Raw genomic sequence first — 13,126 nt, forward strand, 5'->3', positions numbered from 1 at the left:
GGCCGGCACGTCGATGCGCCCCCGCAAGGTGGGCTGCCCCCTCCAGGCGATCCCGGATCCGAGACCAAGCGATCATGGCTCAGAAACCCAACCCCAGCGGTCCCTCGCAGCGACAGCAGCGCGTGGCCGAGCTCGTCCGGCACGCCATCGCCGAGGTGCTTCAACGCGGTGACATCCAGGATCCCGTCCTCGGCTCGCACGTCATCACCGTGCCGGAAGTGCGGATGTCCCCGGATCTCAAGATCGCCACGGCCTACATCATGCCGCTCGGCGGGCTCGACGAGAAACCTGTCATCGCGGCCCTGGAGCGCAACAAGAAGGCGCTGCGCCAGGAAGTCGCCAGGCGCGTGAACCTGAAATTCGCCCCCGATCTCCGCTTCCTCCGTGACGAGACGTTCGACGAGGCGGACCGCATCGACGCCCTTCTCAGGAGCGAGAAGGTCCGGCGCGATCTCGAATCCCAACCCCAGGATTCGGACGATCAGGACGGCGGCACTCAGAACTGACCACCGCGGCGATACAGATCGGCCCCAGCGATCCGCCCCCTGCGTTACACCCCATCACGAACTGACCCTGGCGTAGATTAAGGATTTTCCGGCTGCAGAGGCCGTTGCTTCCATCTCGCCGCCGACGAGGACATCATGATCAACGATCCGACGATCGAGCATTCCGACGTCGCCTCCCCGCCGCCCCACCGTTCCGGCGAGGAAAGCCCCTCCAAAGGCCGCCGCCAGCAGCGGGGTCAAGGCTCCGATCGGCCCAAGCGCCGCGACGTGAACGGGTGGGTGATCCTCGACAAGGGGGTCGGCATGACGTCGACCCATGCGGTTGCCGTGGTGAAGCGTGCCTTCAACGCCAAAAAGGCGGGTCATGCCGGCACGCTCGATCCGCTGGCCTCCGGCATCCTCCCGATCGCCCTCGGAGAAGCGACCAAGACCGTTCCCTTCGTCATGGATGGCCGAAAGGCCTACATCTTCACCGTGACCTGGGGCATCGAGACGGATACCGACGATGCGGAAGGCCGTCCGGTTGCTACCAGCGACACGCGGCCGGATCGCGCCCTCGTGGAGGCAGCCCTCCCCGCCTTCATCGGCGCTATCGAGCAGGTGCCGCCGCGCTACTCGGCGATCAAGATCGCCGGCGAGCGCGCCTACGATCTTGCCCGCGACGGCGAAGTGGTGGAGCTGGTCGCGCGCCCGGTCCAGATCGACCATCTCGCGGTGGTGGAACACACGCCCGATCGCACCGTCATTTCGGCCGAATGCGGCAAGGGCACCTATGTGCGCGCCATCGCCCGTGATCTCGGCCGCGTGCTCGGATGTTACGGGCACGTCTCGGCGCTTCGCCGCACCCGCGTCGGCCCCTTCGCGGAAGCCGAATCCTGCCTCGTGGCCACTCTCGAAGAGGGCGGTCCGGACGGCAACGCCGCTCATCTTAGGCCCGTCGAAACGGCGCTCGACGCAGTCGTCTCGGTGGCCGTCTCGCGCGACATGGCGCTTCGTCTGATGCGGGGCCAGCCGGTTCTCCTCCGGGGGCAAGACGCCCCCACGGAGGGCAAGGCTTTTGCCACCTGCGGCGGTATCCTCGTGGCCGTGGGCGACGTCGAGCGCGGCGAACTGGTCCCGCATCGCGTATTCCACCTCGGCGGAACGGCACGCCAGGGTTGAGGGGATCGTCGCCTGCCGGCAGCAGCGATACCTTGCTGGTTCTGGTCTGCGGGAACGCGACGAATGTCTTCCGTTTGGTTTACGGGTTGTTGACATTCATCAACATTGTCTCCCGCCGACTGCCGAGGTCCGGCGGGATTTAGTGTTCCGTTAGAAGGTTCATCCTACGCCTCGGTGCATGACCACCCGCATCAGACAGTCGGCGATGAATCTACTCGGTCGGTTTCGCAAGGAGACCGACGGCGCCATCGCCATTCTGTTCGCCCTGCTCTCGATTCCCCTGTTGATGCTGTCGGGGCTAGCGATCGATTACAGCGTGAACTCCATGGCCCAGCAAGGCCTCCAGGATGCTGCGGATTCCACCGTCATCTCATTGCTGAAGTTGCCGCTCTCCACCACGGATGCCGAGCTCCAGGCGAAGGCGGACAAACAGATCCGGGCCGCCGTTCCCAAACTGGTGGACGCAGGCACGACGGTCACCGCCACGCGCGTGGACAATACGATCACCGTGACGGTGGTCGGCAAGAGCCCGACCAGCGTGTCCAAGATCGCCGGCTACGATGCCTTTCCCGTCTCGGTCACAGCCGCCGGCACGCGCGGATCCGGTAATCTCGAGATCGCCCTCGTACTCGACAATACCGGATCGATGAGCGGCACGAAGATCACCAACCTGAAAGCGGCCGCCAACGACCTCGTCACGTCGCTGTTCAAAGAGGCCGACACCACCAAGCCCAACGCCCTCAAGATCGGAATTGTCCCGTTCTCGATGACCGTGAATGTCGGGCCTTCGAATGCGACCCAGTCGTGGCTCGATAAGGATGCGAAGGCCTCCTATCACTCGGACATCTTCGTCTCGCCGGCGAACCGCCTGACCCTGTTCAGCCAGATGAAGGTCGCGTGGGGCGGGTGCGTCGAGAGCCGGCCGGCGCCCTACGACGTTCAGGACACGCCACCCTCGATCGCCACTCCCAACACTCTGTTCGTCCCCTTCTTCGCACCCGACGAGTCCGACAAGGACAATAACGCCGTCAACGATTATATGAACGATTACGTCACCACGTCGTCGGTGACCGACTACCGCACGCGACAGGGCCAGATCACAAAATATTCAAAGAACGCCATCTTACAAAAAGGCCGGATCAGCAGCAACATCCCCTATCTCTACGGGCCCAATTCCGGCTGCGAACTCCAGCCCATCACGCGCCTGACCACATCGCAATCGACGCTCACGAACGCGATCAACGCGATGACCGTGGTCGGCGACACGAACATCGCCATGGGGTTGGTCTGGGGATGGCACCTGCTGTCTCCGAACGCCCCCTTCGCTGAGGGTGTGCCCTATGACGACAAGAACACCCGGAAGTTCGTCGTCCTGATGACGGACGGTCAGAACACCTCCTATGTCGGATCGTCCGCGAACGCATCGATCTATTCCGGCCTCGGCTTCATCTGGCAGAACCGGATCGGGACCACGTCGACGAATACGACCACCCGCACGAACGCCATGAATGCCCGGCTGTCGACGCTCTGCTCCAACATGAAGAATGCCGGCATCACCATCTTCACGGTTCGCGTCGAGGTGACCGAGGGAACCAGCGACATCCTGCGCAACTGCGCCACCAGCACGGACAAGTTCTACGACGTCCAGAACTCGGCAACACTCACCGATGCCTTCAAGGCGATCGGATCACAGATGAGCGAGTTGCGGATTTCCCGATGAACGTCCGGGGACGCACTCGCCTGATCGTCCGCACGCTGCGGGAACTCCCAGGTGACCGAAGCGGTGCGACAGCCGTCGAGTTCGGGCTCGTCGGTATCCCCTTCTTCGTGCTGCTCGGCGCGATGCTGGAAGGCTTCATGTTCATGGTCGCCCAGGTCTCCTTCGACAACGCCCTGGACCGGGCCGCGCGAGCCGTATTCACCGGTACGTTCCAACAGGGGTCCAACGGCAGCGACCCGGCGGCCCGCCTCATCCAGGAAATGTGCAAGGACGCCACGCTGTTCACGTGCAACGCGGAGAAGATCAAGATCGAGGTCACCACCGCGGATGCTGACGACGCGCCTGTGACCTGCTCTCCCTACGACAGCACGAGCCAGTCGATCTCGGCGGGTTTCGGGACCAAGTTCCAGTGCCCCAATGGCGACGATATCGTCACGATCTGTGCCATGGCTGCGATCCCGCGCTATTTCCCGACATCCAAACTGACCTTGCCGCCCCTCCCGAACAACGAGCAGATGATTCGGTCGATGGTCGTCTTTCGTGCGGAGCCATACGCGCAGGGAAAATGTCAGGCGAATTGATGCGGGCCGTCATTCTCTGCCGTCGGTTCGTCACCGAGCGCTCGGGTGTTTCCGCCGTGGAATTCGCACTCGTCGCGCCAGTGATGATCCTGCTGTTCATGGGAACGATCGAACTGCCCCGTGCCTACACGACCGGGCAACATGCCAACCGCGCCGCTCGCTCGATGGCGGATCTGATCTCACGCAAGACCCTGACCGCTCAGGAGGTGGACGGCGTCTACAACACGGGCCGCAACATGATGGCGCCGTACGATGCCACCGACGCGAAGATCGTCCTGACGGCGGCGGGCGTCTATCAGCAGAAAGACGGTTCGTTCAAAGCCAAGGTCTGCTCCAGCACGGCGGTGAATGCCCAGAAATACGCGGCTTCCACGGACCTTGGAGCACCGCCACCGTCGGAGGCGGTCGACAAGGCCCGCTACGTCATCGCCAAGATGACGATCGAATATAGGCCCATCTTCGACATCTTCCCGGCGCTCACCTCCTTCTCGTTCGAGAAGGAAGTGACTTGGCCCGTCCGAGCGATGAACGGAAAGCCGATCATCCTGCCCGGCGGCGTGGCCTGCCCGGCGACATGATTCGCGAAGGGCATGGCGGATTCGGGGACATGGCGGATTCAGGGATCCGCCCGGATTGACGGTCAGCGAGCCGGCAGAGCCGTCTCGATCACCCTCGCCCACAGCGAAGCCCCGTAGGGAATGGCGGCATCGTTGAAATCGTAATGCGGATGGTGGAGCCCGGCGCTGTCCCCGTTCCCCATGAAGATGTAGGCACCGGGCCGGTGGGCCAGCATGTAGGAGAAATCCTCTGCCGCCATCATCGGCGCCACATCCCGCTCCACATGGCTGTCTCCGACCATCCCTGCCGCCACGTCTGCGATGAATTCCGCCTCGGCCGGGTGGTTCTCCGTCACCGGATATCCGCCGCTGTAATCCACACGGGCGATGGCCCCGTAGGCGGCGGCCGTGTTCGTGACGATGGCATCGATGCGCTCCAGCATGGTGGCGCGTACCGTCTTCGAGAGCGCGCGCATGGTGCCCCGCATGGTCACCTGCTGGGGCAGGACGTTGAAGGCGTCTCCGGCCTCGAGGGCACAGACCGACACGACACCGCTCTCGAGGGGGTTCACGCTGCGCGCCACGACCGATTGCAGCGCGACGACGATGTGGCTCGCCACCAGCACGCTGTCGATGGCGAGATGCGGCTGCGCCGCGTGGCCGCCGCGCCCTTCGATCGTGATGGTGAAGCGGTCTGTGGAGGCCATGATCGGGCCGGGACGGATTGCGAAACGGCCGAGTTCCAATCCGGGGATGTTGTGCAGGCCGTAGACGGTCTCGACGCCGAACCGTTCCATCATGCCGTCGCGGACCATCGCCTCGCCGCCACCGCCGCCTTCTTCGGCTGGCTGGAAGATCATCACCGCCGTGCCGTCGAAATCGCGTGTCTCGGCGAGGTACTTCGCGGCACCGAGAAGCATCGCGGTATGACCGTCATGGCCACAGGCATGCATCCGCCCCGGCACGGTGGAGCGATAGGCGAGATCGCGCACCTCCTGGATCGGCAGCGCGTCCATGTCCGCGCGCAGCCCGATGGCACGGTTCGAACCGTGCGAGCGCCCGCGAATGATCCCGACGACTCCCGTCCGGCCGATCCCCGTGGCGACCTCGTCGCAACCGAAATCCCGAAGCTTTTCGGCGACGAAGCCCGCCGTACGATGGACGTCGTATTGCAGCTCCGGATGGGCGTGGAGGTCGTGCCGCCATGCGGTGATCTCATCCGCCAGGGCTGCGATCCGGTCGACGATGGGCATGGTTCACGTCTCTTGCGCGTCTTGGCTCGTCTCGGGCCGAGCTCGTCGACCATAGCGCATACCAGCAAAGGCGAGGCCATTCAGATCGATTTCAAAGGGCGCGGACGACGGATCATGTGCAGAACGTGATCGCCGGTGCTAGCGGGAGGGCGGCCTTGCCCGGACGGGCCGTCGTGGAGCCGGCGCATGAGCGGCGGCGAGATCGTCGAGGATCGGGCAATCGGGGCGGGCATCGCCGCTGCAATGGTCCGCGAGCGATGCCAGAGTTCGGGCCATGGCCTCGAGCTCGGCGATGCGGCGGCGCAGGTCCGCAACGTGATGCAGGGCCAAAGCCTTCACCTGGGCGCTGGCGCGGCTGCGATCCTGCCAGAGGGCGAGAAGGCCGGCGATGTCCTCGACGGAGAAGCCGAGATCGCGGGAGCGGCGCACGAAACGCAAGGCGTGCAGATCCTCCTCGCCATACAGCCGGTAGCCGGACGTCGTCCTGCCCGCTGGCGGCAACAGGCCGATCTCCTCGTAGTACCGGATCATCTTGGCCGAGACGCCGGTGGCCTTTGCCGCCACGCCGATGGTGACGGCACCGCTCATCCCAGGCCTCCCACGCGGCGTCCCGCATTACGGAGGCGGAGGGCATTGGCGAGCACGAACACGCTCGACAGCGCCATGGCGCCCGCGGCCAGGACCGGCGAGAGCGACGGACCGCCGAACGCATGGAGCAGCCCCGCCGCCACGGGAATCAGCGCGACGTTGTAGGCGAAAGCCCAGAACAGGTTTTGCGTGATGTTCCGCATCACCGCGCGCGACAGGCCGATGGCAGAGACGATGCCGGACAGTGCCCCCGACATCAGCACCACGTCCGCGCTCTCCACGGCGATGTCCGTACCCGTCCCGATGGCGAGGCCGATTTCGGCCTCCGCGAGGGCCGGAGCATCGTTGATACCGTCCCCGACGAAGGCCACGGGACCGAACCGGGCGCGCAAGTCCCGCACGGCCTCGACCTTGCCGCCGGGAAGCACTTCGGCGACGATCTCGGGGATCCCCAGCCGGGCCGCGACTCCGGAGGCCGCTCCCCTGGCATCCCCAGTGACCATGGCCACGACGAGACCCTGTGCCTTCAGGGCCGAGACGGCCTCGGCCGCACCCGCCTTGATCGGGTCCGATACGGCCACGAGGGCGGCGAGGCGACCGTCGATGGCGACGTAAAGGGGGCTCTTTCCCTCACCCTCCAATCGGGATGCCGCCTCGGCGAGGCCGGCCACGGCGATGCCGTACCTGTCCAGATGGCGCCGTGCGCCGACGATGATCGTCTGCCCCCCGACACTGCCCTCGACGCCGTGGCCCGGCACGGCCTCGAAACGGTCTACGGGAAGCAGGGAAACGCCCCGTTCACCGGCCGCCTCGACGATGCTGCGCGCGATAGGATGTTCGGACCGTGCTTCCACCGAGGCCGCGAGCCTCAGCACCGCGTCCGGCTCGAAGCCGGCCGCGGTGACGAAGTCGGTGAGGGTGGGCCTGCCCTCGGTGAGGGTTCCGGTCTTGTCGAAGGCAACGACCTTGGCGTCGCGCAGGGCCTGTAGCGCCGCGCCGTTGCGGAAGAGCACGCCGAGCTCCGCCGCGCGCCCCGTGCCGACCATGATCGAGGTCGGCGTCGCCAGCCCCATGGCGCAGGGGCAGGCGATGATGAGGACGGCGATGGCGTTGACGAGGGCGAAGCCCATTGCGGGACTCGGACCGAAGGCGAGGCATCCGACGAAAGTCATCAGGGATGCGGCGATGACGGCCGGCACGAACCAGCCGGTGACCCGATCGATCAGGGCCTGGATCGGCAGCTTGGCGCCCTGCGCCGCCTGGACCATCCCCACGATCTGCGCCAGCACCGTACGCGCGCCGATCGTGTCCACGCGCAGATCGAAGCCGCCATTGGTGTTCAGCGTGCCGCCGACCGTGCGGTCGCCCTCGCGCTTCCGCACGGGCAAAGGTTCGCCGGTGACCATGCTTTCGTCGACGAAGCTCTCCCCCGCAACGACCACGCCGTCGGCGGCGATGCGCTCGCCGGGGCGGATGCGGACGATATCGCCGAGCCGAAGGGACGCGAGGGGAATGTCGCTTTCGCGACCCTCCCGCATGACGCGTGCGGTCGCCGGCGCGAGTCCGACGAGGCGCGCAATGGCCGCGCCGGTACGCCCTTTGGCCCGAGCCTCCAGCATGCGGCCGAGGAGAATCAGCGTGACGATGAGGACGGCGGCCTCGAAATAGAGATGGGCCGTTCCGGGCGGCAGAACCTGCGGCGCGAGGGTCGAGACGAGGGAATACGAATACGCCGCCCCCGCGCCGAGGGCGACGAGGGCGTTCATGTCCGGATGCCCCTTCACCAGGGCCGGAAAACCCTGCCGGAAGAAGCGCCGTCCGGGCCAAGCGAGGACGAGAGTGGCGAGAACGGCCTGAAACAGGCCGGCCGCCGTGCCGAGATGGGCCTGGACCGCCTCACCAAATCCGGGGACGAGATGCCCCCCCATGTCGAGGACGACAATCGGGGCCGACAGGGCGGCGGAGATGACGGCATCGCGCCGGAGCTCCGAAGCCTCGCGCTCGTGCCGATCCGCGGGCACTCCTCCCTTCACCTCGCCAACGGGAGTGGCCTCGTAGCCAGCGGTCTCGACAGCCTTTACGAGATCCGCAACGTCGACCGCCCCTTCCGCATGGCGCAGCGTGGCGCGCCCGGTGGCGAGGTTCACATTGGCTGTGCTTATCCCGTCGAGGGCGAGAAGCGCGCGCTCCACGCGGCCGACGCAGGACGCGCAGGACAAGCCGTCGACGGACAGCTCCGTGACGGTCTCGGGCACCTCATAGCCAACTCTGCGAATAGCGGCGACGACGCTTGCCGGGTCGTCGTTCAGTGTCAGGCTGACCCGCCCGGTGGCGAGATTGACGGCAACGTCAGATGCACCGGGAAGAGCGGCAAGAGCGCGCTCGACGCGACCGACGCAGGACGCGCAGCTCATGCCGACGACTGGAAGGTCGAGACGACGTCCCCTGACGGGGCGCTGCTTGGGGGAAGCGATCACGGTATCCATACGAGCCTATGTGGGGCTTCCCATCGTGGGAAGGTCAAGGCTGCGACGCATGGCTCATCGCGTCGCGTGCGCATGGCGTCCGAGGCTTTTCCGCGTCATAGGAAGGCGATGATACAGCCTCTCGACACCTGCATGCGAACCTTGAGCGCGCTGATCACCTCCGACATCCCGGCGGGTGAGGCCGAGGCCAATGCCTGCATCGAGACCTATCTCGCGACGTTTCCCGGTCCGGCGAAGCAGGTGGCGGCCCTGAGCATGCTCGACCATGCGGTCGACCAGCGCTTGAGCCCCTCCCCCTTCCTACCCGTGCTGAAGGCGATCATCGAGGCGCAGTACCGGCGCCTCGGCACCAGCCGGAACTGAACGGCCAGGGCCACGGTCAGAGGGTCGTAGACGTTTCGTCGCCGGCCTGCCGTTCCGGTAGCAGCGCGCGGACGGTGGTGCCCCGGTCCGGCTCGCTCTCGATGACGAGCTTGCCACGGTGGCGGTTGACGATGTGTTTGACGATGGCGAGGCCGAGGCCCGTCCCGCCCTTCTGCCGGCTCGAGGCCACATCCACCCGGTAGAACCGCTCCGTCAGACGGGGAATGTGTTCGGGCGCGATACCCGGTCCGTCATCCTGCACGCTGAGCGCGATCTGCGGCTTTCCCGACGCCGGGCGAAGGGTCCGTTCCAGACCGACGACGACGTTGCCGCCCCCGTACTTCACCGCATTCTCCACGAGATTCTCGACCACGCGGGCGAGCTCGTCGCGCTCGCCGAGCACCGGATAGGTGGCATCCGGCGCGTCGAGGGTGATGCTCACGCCGCGCTCGCGGGCCAGCGGCCCCTGCATGTCCACCATCTGCCGCGCGATCTGACCGAGATCGACGACCTGCGTCGGCGGGACGTGCTCGCGCAGCTCGATGCGCGAGAGCGAGAGCAGGTCGTCGATGAGGCGCGTCATGCGCTGCGCCTGGGTCTTCATGATGCCGAGGAACTTCTCCCTGGCCGGCGCATCGGCCTTGGCCGGCCCCTGCAGGGTCTCGATGAAGCCGAGGAGGGAGGCGAGCGGCGTGCGAAGCTCGTGGCTGGCATTGGCGACGAAATCGACCCGCATCGCCTCGAGGCGACGCGCCGCCGTGAGATCGCGCAGGAACAAGACGACGTTGGGCTGTCCGCCCCCCGGGCCGTCCGGCATCGGCAATGCGCCGATCTGCACCTCGAACGCACGCTCGGTCGGCACACGTGTCGTGTAGAGGGTCTTCAGTGGGGCACCGGTGCGGAGCACCTCCTCGATCCCGTCGAGAACGTCGGGTGCCCGTAAGGCAAAGGAAAGCGGGTGCTTGAGCTTGAGGGCCGGTAGGAGCGTGCGCGCGGCGGGGTTGACCTCGATGACCACGCTGCGCCGATCCACCAGGATCACCGGGTCGGGGATGTTGGCCAGAAGGGCCTCGGCGATGGAGTGGCGCGTGCGGGCGGCGGCCTCGGGCGGGGCCACCCTCCTCGGCCGGTTCAGGCTGCCGACGAGGCCACCAATGACGATTGCCACCGCGCCCGCGGCGACGATGGCGGCAAGGTCACCTCTCACGCTCGAGGCGACGACCGTGATCGTGGCAGCGATGCCTGCGCCGATCCAGGCCGATCTTCGCGCGCCACGGGCCATCGCTCACCGTTCCCTGGCCGAAAACACCGCTCAGGAGCCGCTTGACGCGGATGGCGAAGCCCCGCGTAGGCGCCGGACGATCTCATAGACGCCAAGCATCGCCAGGGCGACCACGAAGGGAACGAGGTAGTAGCAGACCCGGAACAGCAGCAGCGAGCCGAGGACCTGATCTCGCGGCAGGCTCGATAGGGCGAGCAGAATCGTCGCCTCGAAGACCCCGAGCCCGCCCGGTGCGTTAGAGGCGATGCCGAGCATGGCCGCCAGGACGTAGACGCCGACGAAGGTGGTGAATCCGATGGTCGAACCAGCGGGGAGCAGGACATAGAGCGTCGCCGCCGCAGCGCAGACGTCACCGATGCCCACCACCATCTGGCTCATCGACACCGTGGCGCCAGGCAGTTCGAGGGACCAGCCCTTGACCCTGACATGGCGGCGCTTGAGCGAGACCCAACCGAGATAGCCGAACACCATGAGTAGGGCCGCAAAGCCCACGCCTTGGTTCAGACGGATGCTGGTGAAGGTGAGCGCCGCCAGTTGCCCCGCCTCGACCACGAGGCTGAGACCGAGGACGACCCCCATGCCGAGCCAGAAAGTGAAGCCGGCGATGACGGTGAGCGCCGCGATCTTCGCCGCGCTCAAACCCTTCTTCGAGTAGATCCAATAGCGGATCGTTCCCGCCGTCAGCAGCGGGAAACCGAGGGTAAAGCTAACCGCGTAGCTGGTGAACGAGGCGAGCGCCGTCGTCCTGTAGGGGACTTTGATCTTGAGCTGTCTCAGGGCGAGGGCGTCGTAGCAGGTTAGGAAAAGATAGCTGACACCGACGAACAGGAAAGCGAAGCCAAGCTGTTCGCCGGTGGCCGCCGTCAGTGCCGCATGCAGCTCGGCCCAGGTGACCTGCTGCGACAGCTTCCACAACACGCCGACTGACACCGCGAAGATGACGATGCTGGCGGCGGTGCCGAGCCAAGCGTAGCGATTCCTGTAGGAGCGCTTCGGCGCTGGCGGAGCGCAATCCTCTGTTTCGGCCGTCCTCACGGCTTCGGCCGGTTTCACGTCGGCCCGCCGATGATGGTCTCCCGCAAAGTTCATGTCGTCGGCGTCCGCCTCCGCCGGCCTTCCCGCCCAACCTCGACGGCGGCGTGGATTGGGACCGAGCTTTTGCCGGACCGCGGCCCGTGCCCCGGCATTTAGGGTCTTTGCGTCCGGATGGCCAGTCACCTCGGCCCTTCCGCTGGTGAAGTCCGGTATGAGAGTAGCGTCGCCGCGGCTTGGGCCAGCCCCTCGACGATCCGCTGAGCCACCAGGGGGGAGGTGCAGACGAAGGTCGGGCTCGGATGTGGAATGGCGAGAACCGGTATCCCCGGCCGGAGCCGCGAGAGTGGTTCGCGCGACAGGCCGGCCACGCGCCCGGCAAGCACCACGACGGCGAGGGACGGAAGCAGATCGATGAGCGGCGCGAGGTAGACGGCGGCGGACGCGATCTCGGCTTTCCTCGGTGCCCGGTTGAGGGCGCCGGGCGCGTGGATGACCCAGGGAACGGCGTTCCAGATGAGGCTGTCGCGCCGTGCGATACCGGCCTCCGCCATGAACCGGAACAGGTTGGCGGCGGTGCCGGTGGGGTTGTCGCGCGAGACGATGCCGGTGCGGCCGATGCCCGGACCCGGTGTCTCCAGCAGCAGGAGAAGCCGTGCGCCGATCCCACCATCTTGCGGATCGGGGTCCGGCACCTCCGCGGACCGTTCCGCCGCGATCCGTCGCGCCAGCGCTTGCAAGGGCGCCACATGCGCCGCATTTCGGCGTGCGCGACGGACCGCGAGCTGCTCCGGATCGGCGAGGCTCCTTGGCCGGATCACGTCAGCCTCGGGCGGCATGGTCCTCGAACAGGGCGGCAACATCGGCGGACAATGTCCCGGCAAGGCGGAACCGCTCAGTCCTCGCCTCGCCCGCCAGACGACCCATCAACCCTTCCACTCCACCGAACTGGAACGCGAGCTGAGTCGCATAGGCCGAGCAGGAGGCACCCTTCTTCGCCTCGGCCATCGCCGAATAGCGATACGCGCGCTCCGGCAACGCATAAAAATCTCGCTTGAACGGCTCCTTCGGTGCAGCGTCGCGAACGGTATAGGGAAAATCACGCCACCACAGAATCGGAACGGTCCATCGCGCTTGGCTCATGGCGCGGACCAGCTGGACGTGATCGACATGGCCGCCGACGGCCTGCGGGGCGAAGACGAGATCGGGAGAGACGTCGCCGACGAGGCGCGAGACCGCATCGCCGAGGGTATCGACGATGTCGTCGTCGCCGCGAGGTTCGGCGAAGAGCTCCGGTGCGGTGCCGTAGCCGCGATGCGGCGCTTCCCGAAACGGCAGGTGCAGGGGCGGCGCGATCCCGAGCGCTTCGGCCGCGCGCCGGTCCTCGTCCCGCCGGAGGGCCATGTAGTCGATCTCCGGCCCCAGTCCCTTGTCGGTCTGGCAGGCGAGGGCAAAACCCTTCGGATCGGCGACGGTGGCGGTGAAGATCGTCGCCATCACCACCTTCCAGCCCGATTCGGCCAGGGTCGCCAGGGTTCCCCCGCATGAGAAGGCGGCATCGTCGAGATGGGGTGAGAGCGCGAGGGCGACGGGCATG

13 protein-coding genes are annotated in these 13,126 nt (G+C 66.5%); 6 read left to right on the plus strand and 7 right to left on the minus strand.

The features are described 5' to 3' along the window. Window positions 1-74 precede the first annotated feature (74 nt). From rbfA to A3OM_RS0116850, 5 genes are all read left to right on the plus strand, one after another. Window positions 75-506, plus strand: coding sequence for a 30S ribosome-binding factor RbfA (gene rbfA, locus A3OM_RS0116830; protein WP_018044938.1), 432 nt, complete (start codon window positions 75-77; stop codon window positions 504-506). 135 nt (window positions 507-641) lie between these two features. Beyond that, complete coding sequence (gene truB, locus A3OM_RS0116835; RefSeq protein WP_018044939.1) at window positions 642-1,667, plus strand: tRNA pseudouridine(55) synthase TruB; 1,026 nt, start codon at window positions 642-644, stop codon at window positions 1,665-1,667. Between the two features lie 205 nt (window positions 1,668-1,872). Beyond that, on the plus strand, window positions 1,873-3,387 hold the full coding sequence (locus A3OM_RS0116840) for a TadE/TadG family type IV pilus assembly protein (protein ID WP_018044940.1): 1,515 nt from the start codon (window positions 1,873-1,875) through the stop codon (window positions 3,385-3,387). After that, a complete protein-coding gene (locus A3OM_RS0116845; protein WP_018044941.1) occupies window positions 3,384-3,968 on the plus strand; it encodes a TadE/TadG family type IV pilus assembly protein in 585 nt (194 codons plus the stop codon). Before A3OM_RS0116840 ends, A3OM_RS0116845 begins: the two co-directional genes overlap by 4 nt. After that, the gene (locus A3OM_RS0116850; protein WP_018044942.1) at window positions 3,968-4,546 is read left to right on the plus strand and encodes a TadE/TadG family type IV pilus assembly protein; all 579 of its coding nucleotides are present in this window, start codon (window positions 3,968-3,970) and stop codon (window positions 4,544-4,546) included. The genes A3OM_RS0116845 and A3OM_RS0116850 overlap by 1 nt, the downstream gene beginning before the upstream one ends. 62 nt (window positions 4,547-4,608) lie before the next feature. On the opposite strand, the gene A3OM_RS0116855 is transcribed toward A3OM_RS0116850, so the two are convergent. The 3 genes from A3OM_RS0116855 to A3OM_RS0116865 all read right to left on the minus strand — a co-directional run bounded on the left by A3OM_RS0116855 (window position 4,609) and on the right by A3OM_RS0116865 (window position 8,852). Continuing rightward, window positions 4,609-5,778: a M20 aminoacylase family protein gene (locus A3OM_RS0116855; protein WP_018044943.1), complete on the minus strand. Its 1,170-nt coding sequence runs from the start codon at window positions 5,776-5,778 to the stop codon at window positions 4,609-4,611. Window positions 5,779-5,916: 138 nt separating this feature from the next. Then, window positions 5,917-6,366 (minus strand): Cu(I)-responsive transcriptional regulator, encoded by a 450-nt coding sequence (cueR, locus tag A3OM_RS0116860; RefSeq protein WP_018044944.1) that lies wholly within the window; start codon window positions 6,364-6,366, stop codon window positions 5,917-5,919. Continuing rightward, window positions 6,363-8,852, minus strand: coding sequence for a heavy metal translocating P-type ATPase (locus tag A3OM_RS0116865; protein WP_018044945.1), 2,490 nt, complete (start codon window positions 8,850-8,852; stop codon window positions 6,363-6,365). The genes cueR and A3OM_RS0116865 overlap by 4 nt, the downstream gene beginning before the upstream one ends. Before the next feature lie 108 nt (window positions 8,853-8,960). On the opposite strand from A3OM_RS0116865, the gene A3OM_RS0116870 reads away from it, so the two are divergent. Further along, window positions 8,961-9,215, plus strand: a complete 255-nt coding sequence (locus A3OM_RS0116870) for a hypothetical protein (RefSeq protein WP_018044946.1) — start codon at window positions 8,961-8,963, stop codon at window positions 9,213-9,215. A gap of 16 nt (window positions 9,216-9,231) precedes the next feature. Here the strand turns inward: A3OM_RS0116870 and A3OM_RS0116875 are convergent, their stop codons facing one another. The 4 genes from A3OM_RS0116875 to A3OM_RS0116890 all read right to left on the minus strand — a co-directional run bounded on the left by A3OM_RS0116875 (window position 9,232) and on the right by A3OM_RS0116890 (window position 13,125). Continuing rightward, on the minus strand, window positions 9,232-10,497 hold the full coding sequence (locus tag A3OM_RS0116875; RefSeq protein ID WP_018044947.1) for an ATP-binding protein: 1,266 nt from the start codon (window positions 10,495-10,497) through the stop codon (window positions 9,232-9,234). Between the two features lie 30 nt (window positions 10,498-10,527). Beyond that, window positions 10,528-11,586 (minus strand): lysylphosphatidylglycerol synthase domain-containing protein, encoded by a 1,059-nt coding sequence (locus tag A3OM_RS0116880; RefSeq protein ID WP_018044948.1) that lies wholly within the window; start codon window positions 11,584-11,586, stop codon window positions 10,528-10,530. A 125-nt stretch (window positions 11,587-11,711) separates the two neighbouring features. Then, entirely contained in the window at window positions 11,712-12,368 is a 657-nt protein-coding gene (locus tag A3OM_RS0116885; protein WP_018044949.1) for a uracil-DNA glycosylase, read from the minus strand. Next, window positions 12,352-13,125 (minus strand): PIG-L family deacetylase, encoded by a 774-nt coding sequence (locus tag A3OM_RS0116890; protein WP_018044950.1) that lies wholly within the window; start codon window positions 13,123-13,125, stop codon window positions 12,352-12,354. Before A3OM_RS0116890 ends, A3OM_RS0116885 begins: the two co-directional genes overlap by 17 nt. Between the last annotated feature and the right edge of the window lies 1 nt (window position 13,126).

The sequence above is a fragment of the Methylobacterium sp. 88A genome (assembly GCF_000376345.1).
In the GTDB taxonomy this organism is placed as follows: domain Bacteria; phylum Pseudomonadota; class Alphaproteobacteria; order Rhizobiales; family Beijerinckiaceae; genus Methylobacterium; species Methylobacterium bullatum.